Below are 21002 nucleotides of genomic sequence, written 5' to 3' on the forward strand. Positions count from 1 at the left end.
TGCGGTTTTGCAAAGCTTGAAGGGTAAACATGGGCGCGAACGACGGCGGGCAGGCTGGGACGGCGAGACGGCCCGGACGGCGACGGCGGGCAGCGGGACGGTCCGGACAGGGGCGGGCGACGACGCCGGGACGGGGCGGGCGGGTTACCGCCCGTGCCGCAGGCCGCCGCGCAGCAGGGCCCCGACTGCCGGGACGCGCAGCAGCCTGCGCACGGCAGGCAGTCTGCCCAGCCGGCCGGTCAGGCTGGCCGGCCCAGTGTGCTTCACCGACAGGTTGCCGTTTTCGGTCGCGTAGATCCGCAGCGGCGGCCGCTGGACGACGTCCAACTGCCCGAAAGCGAGGCGCTGCTCCTTCCCGTGTCCGGGCTCAGCAATGAAAAAGTCGAAGATGTCCTGCGGCCCGCTGCGGGCAAACAGAACATGCCAGGTGCGCCCAGTCATGGGAATACGCAGGCCGTCCTGCTCGCTGCGTTTGCGGACCAGCAGTTCCGTGCCCTCGGGCACTTGGTCCGCTGCGGGCAGGATGAGCGTGTCGCCCGCCCAATGGGCGCTGCCGCCGAACGGATCGGTACCGCGGACCGCCGCCCGGCCCGGCCGGCCCGGCCGGCTGAGCACCTCGGTCCACCGGGCCACGAAGCGGGCCTCGTTGAAGCCGGCCAGCGTGGCCCGGCTGCCCTCAGCGAGCCGTTCGCGCAGTCCGGGGTCCCCCATGAGCTGCAGGATGCGGGCCGCGAGCGCGTCGTGGTCGCCGAACGGAGCCAGATAGCCATTCACGCCGTCGGCAATCACCTCCCGTGGCCCATAATTGCTGTCGTAGGCCATTACCGGCACGCCGCACGCCATGCTTTCGAGCAGCACCAGCCCGAAGCCTTCGGACGCGGAGGTGAATACGGTGGCGCAGGCGCCGGGGTAGATGGTGGCCGGGTCCTCGGCAAAGGGCATGAAGCGCACGCTGTCCCCGACGCCTAGTTCGGCGATAAGCGCATGGATCTTGGCTTCCTCATCGCTCTTGGAACCGAGCCCGTAGACTTCCAGCACTGCCGCAGGGTTGCCGTCCAGCACTTTGTGCAGGACCCGTATTGCTTCATCCACCCGCTTCTTCGGATGGGTCCGGGCCACCAGGACAAGCCGGTTCGGGTCAGTGCGGGACGCCGTGGGGCGGGGCTCCGGGGCCGCCGGCCGAACCACCTCCAGCAGCTCGCCGTGGCCGAAGTCCTCGCTGAAGTCCCGCCGCTGGGCCTCGGTCCAGACAACCAGGCTGTCCCAGGCATCCAGTTGGAGGATGAGCCGCTTCCAGTTAGGGCTGACTCCGGAGCCGGCCACGTATGGTGCTTCCAGGTGGTTGCTGTGCGCCACCGCAATCCTGAGCAGGTTCGGGTGGCGCAGCGACCCGACGATGTCGTCCAGGTTTCGGCCCGGGATGTTGTCGAGACTGTCCCTGAACTCGGAACAGATGGCCGGCGCGTCCTCCACAGCCAGCAGGTGTTCGAGGGCGTATTGGTACAGATCACCCATGTCTGCGAAGGAACGCGGGCTGGCTCCGAACAGGCAGCTGTCCGCCCAGACCTCGGACCCCGGCTTCTGCCGCACCATCAGGAAGCAGTGGCCGTCGCGGCCGATGTACCGCTGGATGCTGGGCGTTCCGGCTCCCGGACTGTAGTGGAGGATCCTGACCAGCCGGCCGTCGCCGTCCATTTCCTCCCGCCGGGTCCGCAGGCCCGCCGCATCGAAGCGGTCGATGGCCGCCGCCAAGCCGGTCCCGCCGAACCTGATGTCCATTTCGGGCAGCCCGTCCCGGTAGTACCGGATACTACGGCCCGAGGCATCAACCGCTACCGCCACCAGATCCGGATCGGCGGGAGCACGCACGGGCTTCCGGCGCTCGGTCCGGGGGCTGCCGTCGAGCGAGTAGAGCACGCTGCGCACCTTCACCTTGGGATGAAGGTGGCCGCCCCGGCGCAGCGCTACGACGTCGGTGTCGAGCCTCGCTTGGAAGCCGAGCACCTCCAGCCAGACTTCCTCCAGCGCACCGGCCGCGGCCAGCGCATTGGCGCGCGTACGTACAGCCTTGACGAGGCCGCCGCGCCTGAGGGCCAAGGTATTGACGGTGAAGTGAGCCGTCCGCCGCATTCGGCAAATGTACCCCGGTGGCCGTCGCCGCGGGAAGGGCCGTTCGTTACTGCTTGAGGCCGGGCCAGCCGCGTAAACTCTGGCTGGGGGAACCGAAGGCCGGGGCCCCCGCGCCGGTGGGAACGGGGAAGGCTGCATGGAGTGGTTCAGGCCCCGCGACTGGTGGGACAGGCTCTTCGCCGTCGGCGTCATCATCAAGGGACTGGACGGACTGGTGGAGCTGGCCGGCGGCGTAATGCTGCTCCTGCTGGACCCCGCGAAGATCCACCGCTTCGTCATCAGAATGACGCAGCCCGAACTTTCCGAAGACCCGCGGGACTTCATCGCCACCCACCTGCTGCACGCCGCCGGCACCCTCACCGGGAGCGCCGTCATCTATGCCGCCGTCTACCTGCTGGCCCACGGTGCGGTGAAGGTGGTGTTGGTGGCCGCAGTGCTGATGAACAGGCTCTGGGCCTACCTGTGGATGATCGCAGTGCTGTTGGCCTTCATTGCCTACCAGCTCTACCAGCTCGCGGTCTCCCCTACGGCGGGCTTGGTCGCGCTGACCGTTTTCGATGCCGCCGTTGTATTCCTGACCTGGCATGAATACGGCAGACAGCGCCAGCGCCAACGGGCCTAATGCCTTATCCCGGCCGGAGGTACGGACGGCTTGGCCGCTCCGCGGTCCGGACTGCCCGGGGCCGGCGCCTGCCCTCCGGTGCCGGCCTTGCCGGCTACCGCGTTCCTGGCCTGCTTGGCAACGGCCGAGACGGCGGCCTCCAGCGGCCCGCGTCCGACCAGGTTCCGCCAGAGGACGCCGAAGAGCAGCGCGGCGCTGACCTGCAGCCCGAAGGACTCGGAGGGCCGGGCGCCCAACAGTCCGCTGGCCAGGAACAGCAGGTGCGCCGAGTACAGGGTCAGCGTCATGCTGCCTGCCGGGGCCAGCACATCGATGATCTGGTGGATGTACTTGGCGGTCAGGATCAGGGTCCCGAGGACAACCATGCCGGTACCGATGGTGTGCAGCAGTTCCAGCGGCATGGAGGAGTATGGCGAGGCGGCCACCAGCCAGGACCAGGACGCCTCCGGCACGGGCGGATCCTCGCCGGCCGCCAGCAGGCCGGCCGCTGTTCCCGGCGACAGCCTGAGGCTGGCCACCATCAGCAGGCCGGAGACCGCCCATGCCACCGCGGCCAGGCAGGCCCCGCCCGCCAGCAGCCAGGCAGCCGTCCGGCGCGAGCTCAGGTCCAGCTTTCCGATGGCCAGCCCGGCGCACATGTAGGCCATCCAGGGCACGGCAGGATAGACACCGGTGAACAGCAGCTGTCCGGCCGTCGACAGCGGATGGGTGAAGAGGATGCCGAAAGTGAGGTTGTCCTCGGCCGGGGCGGGCACCACCCCGCGTACCGACTGGAGCAGCAGCGGGCCGGCGATCGCGAAGACCACGGACAGGACGGCCAGCATGCGCGGGGTCAGCCCCAGCAGCGGCACCGCGAGCAGGAACATGACGCCGTAGTAGGCCAGGATGATCTCGGCGTCCGGGCCAAAATAGGCCAGTGTCATTCCGATGGCCATGATCACGACGGCGCGCGCGGCGACCCCTGCCATTGCGGCCTTGAGGGGCCTCCCGCGCAGCCGCCGGCTCGCGCCGGCGCTGAACGCCAGCGAGACGCCGGCCAGCAGGGCGAACAGGGCCGAGGCGCGGCCGGCGAACAGGACCCAGGTCAGCGAAGCCGCGCCGCCCACGTGGGTCTCGGGCAGCACGTGGATGCCCACCATGCCGATCAGGGCCAGGCATCGGGCCGCGTCCACGGCCGTGACCCGTTTCCTGGGTGGGGCCGCGGCCGGCTCGCGGCTCGGAATCGGAACGGAGGATGCGGTCGGGTGGTGCATGGTGGTCCCCTTTGCCCCGCAGCCGGCCGCCTGCCGAAGTGCACCGCCAGCCGGAACTGCTCGGGCCATCCTGCCACCGCGCCGGGACGGCGGCAAGCACTGCGTTCGCGGCACCCGAACCATCGCTGCGGCCACGGCCTTTCTTAGAGCTTCCTCAGAGGCGGTGGCCGATCCTTGAGGTACATCGGACTACACCGGTCCCGGCCGGCATACACCCGGGGAAATGGAGAATGCAGATGATTGCCCACACCGTCCCGCTGCTGGCAGGCGGGCTCAGCCTGTCCTCGATCACGGATCCGGCGGCCCTGCTCCCGGCCCTGGGTGGCTGGGTACTGGCCGCGGTGGGCGCCATGGTGTTTATCGAATCCGGCGTGCTGTTCCCGTTCCTGCCCGGTGATTCGCTGGTGTTCACCGCAGGCCTGCTGCATGTCCGGCTGGGTTTGAGCCTGCCGGTGCTCATCGCGGTGGTGGTTGCGGCGGCGACATTGGGCGATCAGGCGGGTTACTGGCTCGGCCGGCGGTTTGGACGCCGGCTGTTCAGCCCCGGGGCCCGGGTCCTGAAGACCGAGTACCTCGGACAGGCCGAGGCCTTTTTCGACCACCACGGTGGCAAGGCACTGGTGCTGGCCCGGTTCGTGCCCACTGTGCGGACCTTCGTGCCCCTGGCCGCGGGCGCGGCAACATACAACTACCGGAAGTTCCTGGCCTGGAACGTCCTTGGTGCGCTGCTCTGGGGTGCCGGGCTGGCCGCCATCGGGTCGCTGCTGGGCGGCGTCCGGTTCATTGCCGACAACGTGGATCTGCTCGCCGTGGTGATCGTTGCCGCGTCGCTGGTTCCGGTAGCCGCAGGCCTGCTGCGCCGGCACCTGCAGGCAAGGCGCAGCCACGCCCGGCAGCAGGCAGCCGATCCGGACACTGCGGGCCCGGCACGGCACCGCCAGGCCGCCGGGGTGCTGCCGGACGCCGGGGAGGACTCATGACCTCGGTGGGCCAGCGGCGGGACCTGCCGGCCCAGGCGAGGATGGCGGTCCTGCCCCAGCCGCGGCACTGGGTGCTCTGGCCGGCTGTCACCGCTCTCCTGACCTTGGTGGCCGGCCTGGTGCTGGTCCGGCAGCGGGGGTTCACGACGGCGGAGCTGGGAATCGACCAGGCGTTCAGCCGGGAGCATTCGTCCGTGGCGACCTTCCTGGCCCTGACGGCCGCCGCAGTGTTCAGTCCCGCCGGCGGTGTGGTGATGATCGCGCTGCTGTGCCTGTTCCTGCTGCTGGTGCGCAGGAGCCCGGTGAACGCCGTGGCCGCCGGGGCTATCGCTTCGACTGGCTGGCTGAGCGCCATCGTCTTCAAAGACCTGGTGGACAGGCACCGCCCGGACGCAACCCTGCTGGCGGATCCGCTGCTGGCGGAACCAGGAACGGGCAGTTTCCCCAGCGGACACACCGCGCTGGCGGTATCGCTGGCCATAACGGTGTTCCTGCTGGCACGGGGTACCCGGTGGCAGTGGCCGGCACTGGCCGGCGGAGCAGCGGTGGCCGTCGGGGTGGCCGCGTCCCGGGTCTATCTGGGGGTCCACTACCCCACTGATGTGGCTGCCTCCTTCCTTGCCGCGGGATCCGCGATTGCGTTCTTTACCGGGCTGTGGAACCGGTTCGGCATCCAGGTGCTCGCCCGGATCCCGCTGCTGGACCGTTTCGGTCCGGTGCCCGGCCGGTGCTGAGCCGCCGGGAGGGACAGGTGCCGGGACGCCCGTGTTGGCAGAATAGGCAGCTATGAGTACTACGCTCCGACCGCACGTGCTGCTGGTCGAAGACGACAACCAGCTCGGCCCGCTGATCGTCGAATTGCTCGCCGGGGACTTCGACGTCACGCTCGCCCGGGACGGGCAGCAGGGCCTGCATCTGGGCCTGACCCGCGGATGGGACGCCTTGGTCATCGACCGCGGACTGCCGCTGCTCGATGGCATCGGCCTGATCACGGCGCTGCGGCGGAAAGGAATTGCCGCCCCGATCCTGGTCCTGACCGCGCTCGGCTCGGTGCCGGACAAGGTGGACGGTCTGGATGCCGGGGCCAATGACTATCTGGTCAAACCGTTTGACGCCGCCGAACTGGCCGCCCGGCTGCGGGCGATGACCCGGTCCTACGGCGCAGCCGCCCGGACACTCGACGTCGGGCAGTGGTCCTTCGATCCCGAGGCACGGATCCTGGCCTCCCCCTACGGCGACTCGCTGGTGCTGTCCCCCCGGGAGGCGGGGCTGCTGGCCCTGCTGGCCCGGGAACCGGACCGGACCTTCAGCCGGGAGGAGATCCTCGGCGCCGTGTTCGACCGGGCCGACCAGGCCGGTTCCGTGGATACGTACGTGTACTATTTGCGCCGGAAACTCGGCCACGACGTCGTCCGAACGGTCCGCGGGGCCGGTTACCGGCTGGGGGAACCCTCGTGACCGCATCCGGCCTCTCGGAGGCGGACCGGCGGATCGTCCGTGCCGCCGCCCGCAAGGTCAGTCTCCAGATCGCGGCGGTGTGCGCCGCCGTCGTCGTCGTGGTGGTCGCCGCCGCCGTCGCCTTCGTCGTCTACCGGACGATGCCCGCCGAAGCCATTGAACATGGTGCCGCTCCCGGGCGAATCTACCTCGACGCACGCGAAGGCCTGCTGGCCCTGGTCCTTGCCGGCACGGCCGGCATCCTCCTGGCCGCCGCGGTCGGGCTGTACAGCGCCCGCAACGCCGTCAAGCCACTGGGCGAAGCGCTGGCCCGGCAGCGCCGGTTCGTCCAGGACGCCAGCCATGAACTCCGCACACCGCTGACCATCCTCGACGCGCGGCTGCAGCTGGCCCAGCGCAAGGCCGGCCAGGATTCGCCGGCCGCCGACGACCTGGCCCGGCTGCGCCAGGACAGCGCGGCACTGGCCAGGCTGATCGACGACCTGCTGCTGATGAGCACCGGAGGCGGCGGTCCGGCCGCCGAACCCGTCGACGCCGCTGCCACCGTGGCCGCGGCCGTGGCGGACCTGCAGCTGGTGGCGGACCAGACCAGCATCGCGCTGGCCAGCCCGGGCAGCGCACCGGTGATGGTCCCGCCGCAACTGCTGCGCCGCATGGTCACCGCGCTGGTCGAGAACGCCCTGTCCCATACCCCGGCAGGCGGCCGGATCCGGGTCAGCGTCCGGGCCGAGGCGGGCCAGGTCCTGATCAGTGTGGCGGACACGGGCCAAGGAATCACCGGCATTGATCCGGGCGAGATCTTCGACCGCTTTGCCCGGGGTACCGGCCAAGGGCAGGCCACCGGCAGTTACGGCATTGGCCTGGCCCTGGTCAGGGAAGCTGCCCTGCGCCACGGCGGCGATGTCCGGGTCGCGCACACCGGTCCGGACGGCACCACGATCGAACTGAAGCTGCCCGGCGCCCGGCGCTGAGTCTCAGACACGCAGGCCGGGCCGCACGAACGGGAAGCTGAGCACGTCCCGGATGGTCCTGCCGGTCAGCAGCATGGCCAGCCGGTCCAGGCCCAGTCCGAGCCCGCCGGCGGGCGGCATGCCGGTTTCCATCGCGTACAGGAAGTCCTCGTCGATCTCCATCGCCTCCATATCCCCGGCAGCGGCCTTCAGGGACTGTTCGGTGAGGCGGCGGCGCTGCTCGAGCGGGTCCGTGAGCTCCGAATACCCCGTGCCGAGCTCCATCCCGTTGACCACCAGGTCCCAGCGTTCGGCCACACCGGGGCGGCTGCGGTGGGCGGCGGCCAGCGGCGTGGTCTCCACCGGGAAGTCGCAGTAGAAGGTGGGGTAAATCGTGGCCGGTTCCACCAGCGCGCCGTAGAGACTTTCCAGCACGGCGCCCGGCCCCATCCCGGAGCGGACCGCGACGCCGTGGCGCCGGGCCAGCCGGAGCAGATCCTCGAAGTCGGTTTCGACCGAGACCGGCTGGCCGACGGCGTCGGAAACGGCATCGGCGACCGTCACCATAGGCCATGGCGCGGAAACGTCGGTAAGCTCCAGGCCTGAGGACGGGGCGGTGCCGGAGTTACTGCGCAGCGGCAGCAGGGCGGCCCCGTGCACGGCGGTGGCGGCGGCCTTGACCAGCCGCTCGGCGAGCTCCTTCACATCCGAATAGTCCGCGAACGGCCGGTACGCCTCCAGCGAAGTGAACTCGGGGTTGTGGGTGGCATCGGCCCCCTCGTTGCGGAAATTGCGGCCAATCTCGAAGATCGGCCCGCTCCCGGCCACCAGCAGACGCTTGAGGTACAGCTCCGGGGCGATGCGCAGGGTCAGGTCCAGCCCGTAGGCGTTGCTGTAGGTCCGGAAGGGTCGGGCGGCCGCACCGCCGTGGACGGTATTGAGCATCGGGGTTTCGACCTCGCGGTACCCCTCGCATGCCAGGACGTGGCGGACGGTGCCGACGACCTGCGAGCGCTGGACGAGCAGGGCCAGGCCTTCCGGGTGGGCCAGCAGGTCGGTGGAGCGGCGGCGCAGCCGTGCTCCGCGGTCCTGCAGGCCGGTGAACGGTACCGGGTGCAGGGCCTTCGCGGCCAGTTCCAGCTCCGAGACCAGCAGGGACGGCGTCCCGGAACGGGACGCACCCGGCACGGCAGTGATGGCCACCAGGTCCCCGGTGTCCAGCGCCCGGCTCAACAGGCTGAACCTGTCCGGGCCGAACACTCGGCGTTCCAGCACGGCCTGGAGCGTACATCCGCCGTCGGTCAGGTCGGCGAACAGCACGCCTCCGTGGTGGCGCAGGGCCCGGATCCGGCCGGACACCCGGACCGGACCGGACGCGGCCTCCGGCCCGGCCGGCTTCAGCGCTGCCACCGATACCGCTGGGCGGGCCCCGACCGGATACGGGTCGATGCCGGCTTCCCGCAGCATCCGGGCGTGCCGGACCCGGTCCCGGGTCTGCTGGGTCGGCTGGCGGACGGGACCCCTGAGCTGCGGCGGGGCGGCCTCAAGCTGCCGGACCTGCTGCAACTGTTCGCTGCTCAGCCGCCGTCGGGGTGCGTGGCGGCGCAGCGGGAAAGGCAGGAAGCCCTCCGCCTGCCCGGCCGCCAAGGCGACGCGCGGCAGGTTCAGCATTCCGTCGAAGCACAGATAGCGCGGAAGCCAGTCCGGCCGGTATTTCTCGTTGGAGCGGTAGAGCCGCTCGAGCTGGAAGTAGCGTTCGAAGAAGCGGAGCACGGAGGAGTTCAGGCGGGTGACCGTGCCGGCGCCGAGCCGTTCAGCCTCGGAAAACAGGCCGCGGAACATCGCAAAATTCAACGACACCTCGGCAATTCCGCGGCCGGTGTCCTCTGCCAGCAGGGCGGCGACCATGAGATCGGTGGTGCCGTTGGGCGCCTCGGGTGCGCGGAGCATCACGTCGAGGGACAGGCCGCGGCGCCCCCAGGGGACAAAGGAGAGCAGCCCGACGACGGCGCCGTCCGCACCATGCGCGGTGACCGCGACGCAGCTGCCGTCCGCGGGGTCATCCCAGCGGTTGAGCGCCATGGAAAAGCCGCGGTCCGGGCCGCCGCCCCGCCACTGCTGGGCCAGCTTACCGAGCTCCGCCAATTCGGCAGGCGGGATCTCGGCGTGCCGCCGGATCTTCACGCTCAGCCCGGCCCGGCGGGCGCGGTGCACCGCCCGGCGCACCTCAGCCAGCGAACTGTTCGCCAGCGAGAAGCGGTCCGGATGCAGGACTGCTTCGTCCCCCAGCACCAGCACGTTCAGCCCCAGTGCGGCATAGATCCGCCCGCTGGCCTCGGAAGCACCGACGACGCCGGGAATCCAGCCGTAGTCGCGGGCGTGCTGCAGCCAGGCGCCGGCTGCCGCCGGCCATGCCGCCGGGTCCCCCACTGGATCTCCTGCCGCCAGGCACACCGAGCCGACCACGCGGTACGCCACCGCAGCCCGCTGGTTCGGGGCGAAGACCAATTCCTTGTCGCGGCGGGTGGCGAAGTAGCCGAGGGAATCCCGCGCACCGTACTCGGCCAGCAGGGCACGCAGGGCGACCTCGTGTTCGCCGTTCCAGGCCCCGGGACGCCGCCCGGCGCGCAGGAACACGAAGACCGTGGCGATGATGGTCGCGGACAGCAGGATCGAGGTGGTCAGCGGGATGCCGACCGGGACGTCCCGGTGGAAATGCAGTCCCGGAACCCGCAGTCCCAGCGCCCGCAGCACTGCCGACGCCAGCACGCCCCAATCGTCGACGGCGGTATCAGTGGTTACCAGCAGCAGGATATGGGTGAATCCGACGGACACCACCACGCCCACGGCAAAGGTCAGCAGTGCCGCGCGGGCCGCACCGGGACGGGTCCGGGCGGGAAAGGCCGGCCGCACCCACCAGAGCAGCCAGAGCGTCAACAGTGATGCGGCGATCCCGATGACCTCCAGCCCGATGCCGACGGCCCGGCCGGGGCCGGACGGACCCGCGTCGGGATCGGGGCCCCACCAATCGGCGAGAATCCCGGCCGAGACCAGCAGCCCGAGGATGGCGAAGGCAGCTAGCAGGACCAGTGCCACCCGGCGGCGGCGCAGCAGCGCCCCGGTGACCAGGCCCAGGACCAGCACCGACACCAGCGACGGAGTCAGGGGGACGTTGAGCGCGCCAAAGACCAGCACCGGCAACCGCGTGGTCAGCCCCACCAGCCGTGCGCACCAGAGCACTGCCGCGGTGAGCGTCGCCACGGCATAGAGCCAGGTCAGCACCCGCGCCCAGCGTTCCTGGGCCCGGGAAACAGCCGCATCGGGGCTTCGGCCGCTGCCGGCCTTCCGGCCCGGTGCCGGCGCCGAATGTCCCATGGTTCTACCACCGTCCCGTGCTATGCTGGCGCCCCCGCCGACCATCATGGCCGACACCGAACTGTCCGGTCGAGGAGTCAATTCCGGGTATGCCCTTCTACGAACTTACTGCCTGGCCGGTACTGGCCCTGAGCCTGCTGCTCCTGACGGTGTCGGTGGTGGTCGCCGTGGCCGTACTGCCCCGCCACCGGACTCCGGGGCTGGCGAAATATCTGCTCCAGGCGGTGGCCATCGTGCTGGTCTCCCTGCTCACGCTGTGGACCTTGTTCCTGAAGCTTAACGCCGACAACCAGTGGTACGCCTCCTGGGCGGACCTCTTTGCCGACGGGGCGACCGGTCCTGCCCGGACTGCCGTCGTCGGCGCGCCCTTGCGCCAGGTAAGCCATCCCACACCGCTGGCCAGGGGCCACTTCAGCGCGCTGCAGCGCCACCCGGCATCGAACCCCGCCTTCGGCGCAAGTCTGAAGAAAACGGCCCCGAACGGACAGTGGGTGTCCTTTGCCTTCTCCGGACCAACCACCGGAATTACCCGACAGGTGGAACTGTGGCTGCCGCCCTCCTACCTGGCCCGTCCGGACCAGGCCTATCCGGTAATCACGGCCTTCTCCGGCTATCCCGGCAGCCCGTCCACCTACGCCAAGAGCCTGCACTACGGCAGCACCGTGATGGACCAGGTCCGCCATGGCCTGCTGCGCGAGCCCATCGTGGTGGTTCCCGACATGTATCCGGCCAACCTGGACACCGAATGCGTCAATGGCTCCGAAGGCAAGTACGAATCGTATGTGGCCGACGACCTGGTGCCCTGGATCAGGACGAACCTGCGCACCGTGGACAACCCGCAGGCCTGGGCGACCAGCGGCTACAGCGCCGGAGGCTGGTGCGCCTCCATGTTCTCGGTGCGGCACCCGAAGGTGTGGGCCAACTCGATCAACTTTGCCGGCTACTTCTCGCCGGACTACAGCCCGCGGCAACATTGGGTCCGGGCCGGTGATCCCCGCTACAACCTGGGTCAGGTCGTCGCCCGGCACAAGCCGGACGTGGCGATCTGGTTCTTCAGCGGCGGCGAGGACCGGCGGCCGCTGCGGTCGCTGGCCAGCTTCCGGCCCCATGTCGAGGCCCCTACGACCCTGGTCACCAATATCACCCCCTTCGGCGGCCACCGGCTGGACGTCTGGCGGCAGCAGGTGGGGGCTTCCCTGGCCTGGCTGGGCGGCATTTCCGGCTATTTCGCCGCCCGGTAATCCGGCGGGAATTCCCGGGTCGGTATGCCAGAATGTGCCCATGACGGCGCAACGGTTCGACAGTCGTGCCCACCGCTCCGGGACCCGGCTGGCGGTGATGCTCGCCGTCGGAGCGCTCATCGCGGTGCTGGTCGGCACCGGCTGGTCCTGGACGTATGCCCCCTCGCTGGGCTGGGCTGCGGCGTCGCTGACCTACCTGGCCTCGGTCTGGCCCGTCATCGGCGGCCTCTCCCCCGCCGCTACCGCCAGCCATGCGGGGCGGGAAGACTCGGGACGCACCGCCTCGGACGTGCTGCTGATCGCCGCCACGCTGGCCAGCTTCGGGGGCATCGTCCTGATCCTGCTCGATGCCGGCAAGGAGGAGGGAGCCGCGAAGGTTCTCAGTCTCGCGACAGCGCTGGTCAGCATTGTGCTGTCCTGGTTCCTCGTCCACACGCTCTTCACCCTGCGGTATGCGTTCCTCTACTACCGGGACAAGGCCGGCGTGGACTTCAACGAGGACTCGGCCCCGCGCTACCGGGACTTCGCCTACCTCGCCTTCACCGTGGGCATGACCTTCCAAGTCTCGGATACCGACCTCAGGACCGGCGCAGTACGCTCGACGGTCCTGCGCCATGCCATGATCTCCTACCTGTTGACCACCACCGTGCTGGCCACCGCAATCAACCTGGTTGCCGGACTTGTCCGCTGAAGCCGGGCCCCGGGCGGCAGCTGCGGCCTTGCGGGCAGGGACAGCAAGGATTCGCGCCGCCGTGTGGCAGGTTCCGTGCGGCCCGGCTGTCGCATGAAACAGCCTCTGGTGCGCAGCGGACCGGTACCCAATACTGGTCTCGGGTGAGCCCTATGAACGCAGTGGCGGTTGCAGGACAAATGCTGGTGCTGATCGGCATTTTTTATGTCCCCGGATTCCTCGCCCTGTTTGGCTTGCGGTTGAAGGTTTTTCCCGCCCTGGCCCTGGCCCCCGCAGCATCGGCGGCGATCGCCGGAGCAGCCAGCATGGTCTGCCTGGCCACCGGCTGGCGCTGGAGTCCGGCGAGCGCCGCTGCGCTGGCGGCCGCCGCCGTCGCCCTGTGCTTCGTGGCCGGACGGCGAGCCGTCCGGCTGTCCGTCCGACAGACGGCGCGGCGGAAGGTTCCGGCCGCGCTGCCGGCCGCGGAGGCCGACGGCGGCAAGGCCGGCGGCTCGAACGCCGACGAAGCTGCCAGCGGGGCTGCCGGCCAGGAAGCCATCCCGCTGTACTTGAAGGTGCTGCTGGGCGCCACGCTGGCGGTAGCTGCCGGCCTGATCGGAACGGCGATGGTCCGGGGCATGGTCTCGCTGGACCGGGTCAACCAGAGCTGGGACGCGACCTTCCACGTCAATGCGGTGCGCTGGATCCAGGACGGCGGACAGTCCAGCCCGTGGAGCATCTCGCCCATCTTCGGCAACGGCCCGCCGTCGTTCTATCCGGCAGGCTGGCACGAACTGGTGTCCCTGGTGCCCGGCGACGTCGTGACGGCGGCAAACCTTGCCTGCCTGCTGATCGGCGGCGTCATCTGGCCGGTCTCGCTGGCCTATTTGGCCGCGGCGCTGTTCCCGCGGCTGCCGGTGGTCCTGGTCCTGGCTCCGCTGTTCGGCGCCGCGGTGCTGGCGTTCCCGTTCATCCAGCTTGTCCGCAGTGCGCAGTGGCCCAATGGCTTTGCGACGGCGGTGATCCCGGCGATCCTCGCGCTGGGGATCAACCTGCTCTATGCCAGCCGGCTGAGCTGGCACCGCCGGCCGCAGGACGCCGTCCAAGCCCCCGCTCCCGGCACGGGCGCCCGGTGTGCCGCCCTGCTGCTGGCCGCCGCCGGTGCCGTCTGGATCCACCCGTCGGCCTTCTTTGCGCTGCTGCTGCTCGGGGGCTTCTATCTGGGCCGTTTCCTGATCCTCGGTTTCCTGTACCAATGGCGGCTGAGCAGGATCCGCGCCGCAGTGGTGAGCGTGCTGTCCCTGGCCGTGCTGGCCGCCGCCGCGGCGGGGCTGTCCCGGCTGTCAGTGCTCGTCCGGGTGCTGGACTACCCGCGGCGGCCGTACGCCGGCTGGCGCGGCTCGCTGGTCTGGCTGTACTTCGACCTGCCGACCCGGCCGGCCGGACATTCCGCCACACCCCAGACCTACGCCTATGTGCTGGCCGCCCTCATGCTGGCCGGTGCGGCCATCGCCCTGGCCTATAACCGGTCCCGCCCCGCCGTGGGCGGCATGGCGGCAGCAACCGGCATGTTCATGCTCGCTGCGGGACCGGACAATCCGTTCCGCTGGCTGGCGGGTTTTTGGTACAAGGACCCGACCCGGATCGCGCCGCTGGTGCTGACCTTCGGCTGCGTGTTCGCGGCGCTCGCGGCGGAGCGCGTCTGCCGCCTGCCGGCCCGCGCCCTGCGCCGCGCCGGGGAACGTCAACGGCAGGTGCTGACCGCTGTACTTGGCCTGGCCGCGGTTGCCCTGGTCTTTGCCAGCTCCGGCGGCTTCCGCTATGAGACCAAAGTTGCCTCGGTGGCCACCCCCTACCAGGTCACGCCGATGCCCCGGGGCCGGGCCCTGCTGGGGCACGAGCAGGACTTCATCCGCTCGCTCGGACCGTTGCTGCCCAAGGACGCCGTGGTCATCGGCGATCCGTTCAACGGGCTGCCCTACATCTATGCCCTCACCGGCCACCGGGTGGTCTTCCCGCAAATGATCAACCGGCCCACCACCGCCGACGAGGCCTATCTGCGGCAGCACTTCCGCCACATCCGGACCGACCCGAAGGTCTGCATCGCCTTGATCCGGCTGCGGGCAGGCTACGTGTACGACGACGGGCCCATCCGGGCGCGGCAGACCGACCGGGGCCTGAAATGGCCCGGCTTCACCAAGGTGGACTACACCCACGGGTTCGACCTCGTGGCCAGGCACGGCACAGCTGCGCTCTACCGGATCACGGCCTGCCGTCGGCTTTAATGGGGGCATGGATCTGAGCCAGCACCACTACGCGGTGAGCGTCGCCTGGACCGGCAACCGCGGCACCGGAACGTCAAGCTACCGGGGCTATGGCCGGGACCATGTCGTCCATGCCGCGGGATTGCCCGACCTGGCGGGCACCGCGGACCCGACCTTCCATGGCGACAAGGACCGGTGGAACCCGGAGCAGCTGCTGCTGACGGCGCTGGCGCAGTGCCACATGCTCTCCTACTTCCACATTGCCGTGAAGAACGGCATCGTGGTCACTGCCTACACAGACGACGCCGAGGGGACCATGCGCCTGAACCGGGACGGCAGCGGCGAGTTCACTTCCGTGACGCTGCACCCGAAGGTCACCATCACGGACCCGTCCCAGTCCGGCCTCGCACAGCAGCTGCACGAAGAGGCGCACCGGGTCTGCTTCATCGCCCGCAGCGTGAATTTTCCGGTGCGGAACGAGCCCGAGATCCTCCTCGGCTGAGCCGCGGCGCCTGGTCCGGGACCCGCCCCACCGACGCGGCCGGGGCGCCACGCCGGACACGCCCGACACGCCGATGTGAACAAAATCACCAACCCCACCACCACACCCGGGCGGCCGCGGATCGAGGTAACGGTTGGGTAACGTACGGCGGCTCCGGGACTAGATTGTGTGAATCCGGACCGGTACCGAGCGGCTAGCCTTGTGGGGTCCCGAGAACCAGACAGAAAGCAACACAGGTCGTGACGCAGCAGACGCCATCAGTATCGGATCAAGCCCAACAAGTCACGGGGCAGATCACCCAGCAGGTGACCGAGCAGACCATGACCTTCATCGACCGGATGTCCCCCGGCGGCGACATCTTCCAGGCGGGCGTCATCGTCATGGTCGGCATCACGGCCTGGGTAGCCGCGCACTTCGTGATCAACCGGATCACCGAACGCATCAAGCGGGGCACCTCCATCTTCAAGAAGCCCCACTTCCGCTGGGCACAGCCGATCCTGCGCAACCAGGAGCAGAGCCGGCGGATCCAGCGGGCCGACACCGTTGGCTCGCTGCTCAAGAGCATCGTCAGCATCTTCATTTCCGGCATGGTCATCATCATGGTCATGGACACCTTCAAACTGCCGATCGCCCCGCTGCTGACCAGCGTCGGTATCGCCGGTGTGGCCATCGGTTTCGGTGCCCAGCAGCTGGTGCGGGACTTCCTGTCCGGCATCTTCATCACTATCGAGGACCAGTACGGCATCGGCGACACGATCGTCACCTCCGAGGTGGTCGGCCGCGTGGATGCAGTGGGCCTGCGGGTCACCCGCGTGATCGATGACGAAGGTGTGGTCTGGTATCTGCGCAACGGCGAGATCCTGCGCGTAGGCAACCGGTCACAGGGGAATTACCAGCCCAAGGCAGACGTTGAGCATGGCAGTATGGCCCTCGCAGAACAGGCAGCTGAATAACCATGACTTTGAATCCCCCGGAAGGCACCGGCACGCCGGAGCTGTCCCGCTTCGGACAGCCGTTGGCCACGTTGCGCCCGACGAACACCGGCCCGTTCACGGACCCGGCGCTGACCGACAGCTTCTATGACGCCGTCGGCGGGCACGACACGTTCGTCCGGCTGGTGGACGCCTTCTACGAGGGTGTGGCCGGCGACGAAGTGCTCCGCCCGATGTATCCGGAGGACCTGGGTCCGGCCAACGTGCGGATGCGGATGTTCCTGGAACAGTACTGGGGCGGCCCCGGCACCTACAGCGAGCAGCGTGGCCATCCCCGGCTGCGGATGCGCCACGCACCGTTCCGGGTGGACTTCGATGCCCGGGACCGCTGGCTGGCGCACATGCACAAGGCGGTCAAGTCGCTGCAGCTGCCGCAGCTGTACGAGGACACGCTCTGGGATTACTTCGAGCGCGCCGCGCACTCGATGGTCAATAGCATGTAGCTGCCGGTTGCCGCCGGCTACAGCGAAGCGCCGCTGCGGACCAGTACGTGCCCGCGGCTGGTACTCAGCCGGAGCCAGCGGCCGCTGGCAAAGACCGGCACGTCCTGCCCGTCCAGGAAGCCCAAGGCCAGCGCCGCGAAGGCGGCGCCGGCCGGCACAGCCAACGTCTCGCTCGCTGCCGCCGGCTCTTCCAGCGGCGCACCCCAGACCGCGCTGCGCAGCCCCTCCACCACCGGCCGGCCGGCGTCCGCCGGCACTGCCGCCGCGATCTGCTGGGCACCGTTGCGGGCCGTGCTCTCGAGCACTACCGAGGACAGCTCCCCGTCCCGCGACCAGCCCGAGCGCGGCGGCAGGACGCCGGCCCAGGATTCGGTGACGCGTGTGGGCGGCAGCGGCAGGACGACGTCGTCTTCGGCCATCCGGGCCAGCCGGTCCGCAACCGAACCAAGCGAGACCGTCAGTTCCATCTCGGCCGGAGCAGCCAGGCGCATCGTGCGCATCCCGAGGATGGTTGGCACGGCTTCGCCAAGGAAGCGCGGCCGCATCAGGCAGACGTAGGCCGCCAGGACGGTGCCCGAAGCACTGAAGTGCATCGCGCCGTCGTCGGCCGCCCGGGCACGGCCAACGAAGGTGCGCAGGTCGGCTACCACCTGGGCATCGGCCAGGATCAGGGCGTCAGGGTCCGGCATCCGGCTACGCCTCCTGCTGCCGGTCCGGGATGGGCTGCGTCACGCGCCGGAACGGCACCTCGGGCCCGGCGAAGCGCTGCAGTGCGGCCCGGTACGCATCGGGCAGCGGCACGGGATGCCCGCTGGCCCGGTCCACCAGGACCATGGTGGCGGCACCCAGCGCGTAGACCGGGGACCCGTCCGGCCCGGCCAGGCTGTAGCCGGTCCGGAAGCTGGAGCCTCCCACCCGCGTGACCCAGACGTCGATGTACACCGGCTCCGGACGCAACGTCAGCGGGAGCAGGTACTCAATCTCCTGGCCGGCCACCAAGGTGAAGTTCTCCCGGCCTGCCAAATCGCGGATCGTCGGGCCGTCCGGCCGGGCCGGATCGGCCGGCAGCTGCTGCAGCCGGACCCGGCCGTGTTCGAAGTAGCTGAAGTAGGTCGCGTTGTTCACATGACCGTAAGCATCGATGTCGCCGAAACGAATCTGCAGCGGAAACCGGGCGGAAGCGGGATCTGGCATGCGGCCATCTTCTCAGGTCCGGCACGCGGCGGGCGAACCCGGCGGGCGGGCCGGACCCGGCAGCTTCGCAGGCCCGGGATGGATTTGAGCGGGGCCGGAGCGGGAACTAGTGTTCCAGATAGCCTTGACCGGCAGGTGACTTAAGGAGACAGCATGGACACCCCGCGCACCCAAGCGGACCCGACCCAACAAATGCTCGCCCTGCTGGATCTCTCCGACGCCGGCGGCGCGGCCACTTCGGAGGAAATCTTCGTAGGGCAGTCGCAGCAGCAGTTGCATGGCCGGGTCTTTGGCGGCCAGGTCCTGGCCCAGTCCGTCATGGCGGCCATCCGTACGGTGGATCCAGCCCGGCCGATCCACTCGATGCACGGTTACTTCCTCCGCCCCGGGGACGCAAACGAACCGATCACCTTCGGTGTCCAGCGGCTGCGCGACGGCCGCTCCTTTTCCACCCGGCGGACACAGGCCTACCAGAACGGTGTGCCGATCTTGTCCTTGATCGCTTCGTTCCAGCTTCCGGCCCTCGGTCTTGACCACCAGGAGGAGTTTCCCGAAGACATCCCGGACCCAGAGTCGCTGCCCAGCACTGACGAACTGCTGGCCAAGGTGGACCATCCGGCCCGTTCCCAGGTGCTCGACCGGCCGTACGACATCCGCCATGTCCAGTCCCCGCTGTATGTGGCGGCCAAGGGCGAACGTGTGGCCGCCAACGCCGTCTGGATGAAGACCAAGGGACCGCTGCCCGACGACGAGAACCTGCACCGGGCGGCTCTGGCATTCGGCAGCGACTTCACCCTGCTGGAGTCCGTCCTGCGCCAGCACGGGGTCAGCTGGGTGACTCCGGAGATGAAGGTGGCCAGCCTGGACCATGCCATGTGGTGGCACCGGCCGGTCCGGGTGGATGACTGGCTGCTGTATGTGCAGGACTCCCCCAGTGCCTCCGGTGCCCGGGGCCTGAGCATGGGCAGGATTTTCAACCGCCGGCGCGAACTGGTGGCCACGGTGGCCCAGGAAGGCATGATCCGTATTCCCGACGAGGTCCTCGAACAGCAGCGGTAGGCAGCGTCCGCCGGCCAGCCGTCCCGGCCGGAGCGGCCGCGAAACAGCCCGAAGGCCGGATCCCCATGGGATCCGGCCTTCGGGCTTGTTCGTGCCTGTACGGCTTAGTCGCGCGTCAGGCGCCGGTGGGTGACGCGGTGCGGCTTGGCCGCCTCCGGGCCCAGCCGCTCGATCTTGTTCTGCTCATAGGACTCGAAGTTGCCCTCGAACCAGTACCACTGCGCGTCGTCTTCCTCGGTGCCTTCGTAGGCAAGGATGTGGGTGGCGACGCGGTCCAGGAACCAGCGGTCGTGGGAGACCACGACGGCGCAGCCCGGGAACTCCAGCAGCGCGTTCTCGAGGCTCGAGAGCGTCTCGACGTCGAGGTCGTTGGTGGGTTCGTCGAGCAGCAGCAGGTTACCGCCCTGCTTGAGCGTCAACGCCAGGTTCAGCCGGTTCCGCTCACCGCCGGAAAGCACTCCGGCCTTCTTCTGCTGGTCCGGGCCCTTGAACCCGAAGGCGGAGACGTAGGCGCGGGAAGGCATTTCCACCTGGCCGACCTGGATGAAGTCCAGCCCGTCGGAGACGACCTCCCACAGGGTCTTGTTCGGGTCGATGCCGCCGCGGCTCTGGTCCACGTACGAGATCTTGACCGAGTCCCCGACCTTCAGCTCGCCGCCATCCAACGGCTCGAGGCCAACGATGGTCTTGAACAGCGTGGTCTTGCCTACGCCGTTGGGACCGATCACGCCGACGATGCCGTTGCGCGGCAGCGAGAAGGACAGCCCGTCGATGAGCACGCGGTCCCCGAAGCCCTTGCGCAGGTCGCTGGCCTCGATAACCAGCTGGCCCAGCCGCGGTCCCGGTGGAATCTGGATTTCCTCGAAGTCCAGTTTCCGGGTGCGCTCGGCCTCGGCCGCCATCTCCTCGTAGCGGGCCAGACGGGCCTTGGACTTGGTCTGCCGGCCCTTGGCGTTGGAGCGGACCCAGTCGAGTTCCTCGGACAGGCGCTTGGCCAGCTTGGCATCCTTCTTGCCCTGGACCTCCAGGCGGGCGCGCTTCTTCTCCAGGTAGGTGGAGTAGTTGCCCTCATACGGGTACAGGTGCCCCCGGTCCACTTCGGCGATCCATTCGGCCACATGGTCCAGGAAGTATCGGTCGTGGGTCACGGCCAGGACAGCGCCGGGGTAGTTCTTCAGGTGCTGCTCGAGCCACAGCACGCTTTCGGCGTCCAGGTGGTTGGTGGGCTCGTCCAGCAGCAGCAGATCCGGCTTCTGCAGCAGCAGCTTGCACAAGGCCACCCGGCGCCGCTCACCGCCGGAGAGGACCGTAACGTCCGCATCCCCCGGCGGGCAACGCAGCGCGTCCATGGCCTGTTCCAGCTGGGAGTCGATGTCCCAGGCATCGGCGGCGTCGATAGCCTCCTGCAGCTGGCCCATCTCTTCGAGGAGGGCGTCATAGTCCGCGTCGGGGCTGGCCATTTCTTCGGAGATTTCGTTGAAGCGCTGGATCTTGCCGTAGATCTCGCCCACGCCTTCCTGGACGTTGCCCAGGACCGTCTTTTCCTCGTTCAGCGGCGGCTCCTGCAGCAGGATGCCCACCGTGTAGCCGGGGCTGAGCCGGGCCTCGCCGTTCGACGGGGTGTCCAGACCTGCCATGATCTTGAGAATGGTGGACTTTCCCGCACCGTTGGGGCCCACCACGCCGATCTTGGCCCCGGGGAAGAAGGACATGCTCACGTTATCCAGAATGAGCTTGTCACCAACAGCCTTGCGGGCCTTGGTCATTGTGTAAATAAATTCCGCCATGCCCTCAAGGCTAGTGGCTGCGGGGCAAGAACTCACATTCCGAACGCGGATTTTTGGGGCCGGCGGCGGCCGCCGGCCGACG

At 69.2% G+C, this 21002-nt stretch carries 18 protein-coding genes; 12 read left to right on the forward strand and 6 right to left on the reverse strand.

What is annotated here, in order from left to right; translation table 11 throughout:
- Positions 1 to 144 precede the first annotated feature (144 nt).
- On the reverse strand, positions 145 to 2130 hold the full coding sequence (locus tag LVY72_RS22470) for a glycosyltransferase (RefSeq protein ID WP_237826883.1): 1986 nt from the start codon (positions 2128 to 2130) through the stop codon (positions 145 to 147).
- A gap of 136 nt (positions 2131 to 2266) precedes the next feature.
- Between LVY72_RS22470 and LVY72_RS22475 the strand changes: the two genes are divergently transcribed.
- A complete protein-coding gene (locus LVY72_RS22475) occupies positions 2267 to 2752 on the forward strand; it encodes a DUF2127 domain-containing protein (protein ID WP_237826886.1) in 486 nt (161 codons plus the stop codon).
- On the opposite strand, the gene LVY72_RS22480 is transcribed toward LVY72_RS22475, so the two are convergent.
- On the reverse strand, positions 2749 to 4005 hold the full coding sequence (locus LVY72_RS22480; protein ID WP_237826890.1) for a heparan-alpha-glucosaminide N-acetyltransferase domain-containing protein: 1257 nt from the start codon (positions 4003 to 4005) through the stop codon (positions 2749 to 2751). The genes LVY72_RS22475 and LVY72_RS22480 overlap by 4 nt on opposite strands.
- Before the next feature lie 236 nt (positions 4006 to 4241).
- Here LVY72_RS22480 and LVY72_RS22485 point away from each other — a divergent pair, with 236 nt between their 5' ends.
- Genes LVY72_RS22485 through LVY72_RS22500 form a run of 4 tightly spaced genes read left to right on the forward strand, consistent with a single transcriptional unit; the run spans position 4242 to position 7414 of the window.
- On the forward strand, positions 4242 to 4985 hold the full coding sequence (locus LVY72_RS22485; RefSeq protein ID WP_237826892.1) for a DedA family protein: 744 nt from the start codon (positions 4242 to 4244) through the stop codon (positions 4983 to 4985).
- Complete coding sequence (locus LVY72_RS22490; RefSeq protein WP_237826895.1) at positions 4982 to 5719, forward strand: phosphatase PAP2 family protein; 738 nt, start codon at positions 4982 to 4984, stop codon at positions 5717 to 5719. The genes LVY72_RS22485 and LVY72_RS22490 overlap by 4 nt, the downstream gene beginning before the upstream one ends.
- Positions 5720 to 5771: 52 nt before the next feature.
- Positions 5772 to 6443, forward strand: a complete 672-nt coding sequence (locus tag LVY72_RS22495) for a response regulator transcription factor (RefSeq protein WP_237826897.1) — start codon at positions 5772 to 5774, stop codon at positions 6441 to 6443.
- Positions 6440 to 7414 (forward strand): sensor histidine kinase, encoded by a 975-nt coding sequence (locus LVY72_RS22500; RefSeq protein WP_237826899.1) that lies wholly within the window; start codon positions 6440 to 6442, stop codon positions 7412 to 7414. Before LVY72_RS22495 ends, LVY72_RS22500 begins: the two co-directional genes overlap by 4 nt.
- Positions 7415 to 7417: 3 nt before the next feature.
- On the opposite strand, the gene lysX is transcribed toward LVY72_RS22500, so the two are convergent.
- The gene (gene lysX, locus LVY72_RS22505) at positions 7418 to 10768 is read right to left on the reverse strand and encodes a bifunctional lysylphosphatidylglycerol synthetase/lysine--tRNA ligase LysX (RefSeq protein WP_237826901.1); all 3351 of its coding nucleotides are present in this window, start codon (positions 10766 to 10768) and stop codon (positions 7418 to 7420) included.
- 89 nt (positions 10769 to 10857) lie between these two features.
- Between lysX and LVY72_RS22510 the strand changes: the two genes are divergently transcribed.
- The 6 genes from LVY72_RS22510 (at position 10858) to LVY72_RS22535 (ending at position 16880) form a co-directional block, all read left to right on the forward strand.
- The gene (locus LVY72_RS22510; RefSeq protein WP_237826903.1) at positions 10858 to 12009 is read left to right on the forward strand and encodes an alpha/beta hydrolase; all 1152 of its coding nucleotides are present in this window, start codon (positions 10858 to 10860) and stop codon (positions 12007 to 12009) included.
- A 40-nt stretch (positions 12010 to 12049) separates the two neighbouring features.
- Positions 12050 to 12700 (forward strand): DUF1345 domain-containing protein, encoded by a 651-nt coding sequence (locus LVY72_RS22515; RefSeq protein ID WP_237826905.1) that lies wholly within the window; start codon positions 12050 to 12052, stop codon positions 12698 to 12700.
- 152 nt (positions 12701 to 12852) lie between these two features.
- Positions 12853 to 14964 (forward strand): DUF6541 family protein, encoded by a 2112-nt coding sequence (locus LVY72_RS22520; protein WP_237826907.1) that lies wholly within the window; start codon positions 12853 to 12855, stop codon positions 14962 to 14964.
- Between the two features lie 7 nt (positions 14965 to 14971).
- Positions 14972 to 15445 carry an OsmC family protein gene (locus tag LVY72_RS22525; protein ID WP_237826909.1) on the forward strand — a complete coding sequence of 158 codons (474 nt, stop codon included), beginning with the start codon at positions 14972 to 14974 and terminating at the stop codon, positions 15443 to 15445.
- 338 nt (positions 15446 to 15783) lie between these two features.
- On the forward strand, positions 15784 to 16398 hold the full coding sequence (locus LVY72_RS22530; protein WP_237826985.1) for a mechanosensitive ion channel family protein: 615 nt from the start codon (positions 15784 to 15786) through the stop codon (positions 16396 to 16398).
- Between the two features lie 2 nt (positions 16399 to 16400).
- On the forward strand, positions 16401 to 16880 hold the full coding sequence (locus LVY72_RS22535) for a globin (RefSeq protein WP_308190863.1): 480 nt from the start codon (positions 16401 to 16403) through the stop codon (positions 16878 to 16880).
- Positions 16881 to 16897: 17 nt separating this feature from the next.
- Here LVY72_RS22535 and LVY72_RS22540 read toward each other — a convergent pair whose 3' ends face one another.
- Both LVY72_RS22540 and LVY72_RS22545 read right to left on the reverse strand, forming a co-directional pair.
- Positions 16898 to 17569, reverse strand: a complete 672-nt coding sequence (locus LVY72_RS22540; protein ID WP_237826912.1) for a DUF8185 domain-containing protein — start codon at positions 17567 to 17569, stop codon at positions 16898 to 16900.
- 4 nt (positions 17570 to 17573) lie between these two features.
- Positions 17574 to 18074, reverse strand: coding sequence for an acyl-CoA thioesterase (locus tag LVY72_RS22545; RefSeq protein ID WP_237826915.1), 501 nt, complete (start codon positions 18072 to 18074; stop codon positions 17574 to 17576).
- Positions 18075 to 18227: 153 nt separating this feature from the next.
- Between LVY72_RS22545 and LVY72_RS22550 the strand changes: the two genes are divergently transcribed.
- Positions 18228 to 19133 carry an acyl-CoA thioesterase gene (locus LVY72_RS22550; RefSeq protein ID WP_237826916.1) on the forward strand — a complete coding sequence of 302 codons (906 nt, stop codon included), beginning with the start codon at positions 18228 to 18230 and terminating at the stop codon, positions 19131 to 19133.
- Between the two features lie 104 nt (positions 19134 to 19237).
- Here LVY72_RS22550 and ettA read toward each other — a convergent pair whose 3' ends face one another.
- Positions 19238 to 20920, reverse strand: coding sequence for an energy-dependent translational throttle protein EttA (gene ettA, locus LVY72_RS22555; RefSeq protein WP_237826919.1), 1683 nt, complete (start codon positions 20918 to 20920; stop codon positions 19238 to 19240).
- Between the last annotated feature and the right edge of the window lie 82 nt (positions 20921 to 21002).

The organism is Arthrobacter hankyongi (assembly GCF_022012395.1).
Taxonomy (GTDB): Bacteria; Actinomycetota; Actinomycetes; order Actinomycetales; family Micrococcaceae; genus Crystallibacter; species Crystallibacter hankyongi.